This is a genomic window from bacterium (assembly GCA_024224155.1).
Taxonomy (GTDB): domain Bacteria; phylum Acidobacteriota; class Thermoanaerobaculia; order Multivoradales; family JAHEKO01; genus CALZIK01.
Genome location: JAAENP010000224.1, coordinates 1 through 1,091, shown reverse-complemented (window position 1 = coordinate 1,091; position 1,091 = coordinate 1). Strand labels below are relative to the sequence as shown.

Below are 1,091 nucleotides of genomic sequence, written 5' to 3'. Positions count from 1 at the left end.
GACGAACGGCTTGAACAGCTCGAGCGCCATCTTCTAGGGCAGACCGCATTGATGCAGCTTCAACTCCGGGCCGACCACGATCACCGAGCGGCCGGAGTAATCGACCCGCTTGCCGAGCAGGTTTTGCCGGAACCGCCCCTGCTTGCCCTTCAAGGTGTCGGAGAGCGACTTCAGAGGCCGGTTGTTGGAGCCCTTGAGCACGCGCCCGCGGCGGCCGTTATCGAACAGCGCGTCCACCGCTTCCTGCAGCATGCGCTTCTCGTTGCGCACGATGACCTCGGGAGCGCGCAGCTCGAGCAGCTTCTTGAGCCGGTTGTTGCGGTTGATCACCCGGCGGTAGAGATCGTTGAGGTCGCTGGTAGCGAAGCGCCCGCCGTCGAGCGGCACCAGCGGCCGGAGCTCCGGCGGGATCACCGGGATGACGTCCAGGATCATCCACTCCGGACGGTGGCCGCTGCGGCGGAACGCGTCGACCACCTTCAGCCGCTTCGCCGCCTTCAGCCGGCGAATCTGGCTGGTGTCGGTCTTCATCACGATCCGCAGCTCTTCGGCCAGCTCTTCGAGGTCGACCCGCGACAGCAGCTCCTTGATCGCCTCGGCGCCCATGCGCGCCTCGAAGGCATCGGCGTCGTACTCCTCGCGCAGCTCGCGAAAGCGCTCTTCGGACAACAGCTCGCGCTCCGCGAGCTCGGTGTCGCCAGGCTCGATGACGACGTAGCTCTCGAAGTAGAGGATCCGCTCCAGGTCGCGCAGCGAGAGATCGAGCAGGTGTCCGATGCGGCTCGGCAGCCCCTTGAAGAACCAGACGTGGGACACCGGACTGGCCAGCTGGATGTGGCCCATGCGCTCGCGCCGCACCCGGGACCGGGTGACCTCGACGCCGCACTTGTCGCACACCACGCCGCGATGCTTCATGCGCTTGTACTTGCCGCACAGGCATTCCCAGTCGGTGATCGGGCCGAAGATCTTGGCGCAGAACAAGCCGTCGCGCTCGGGCTTGAACGTCCGGTAGTTGATCGTCTTCGCCTTGGTGACCTCGCCGTGACTCCACGAGCGGATCTTCGCCGGAGCCGCGATCGAGATCTTGATCG

General features: G+C 65.6%; 1 pseudogene. It reads right to left on the bottom strand.

Going from position 1 to position 1,091, the window contains the following annotated elements:
* Positions 1-36: 36 nt before the first annotated feature.
* Positions 37-1,091: pseudogene (locus GY769_12285) on the bottom strand (DNA-directed RNA polymerase subunit beta').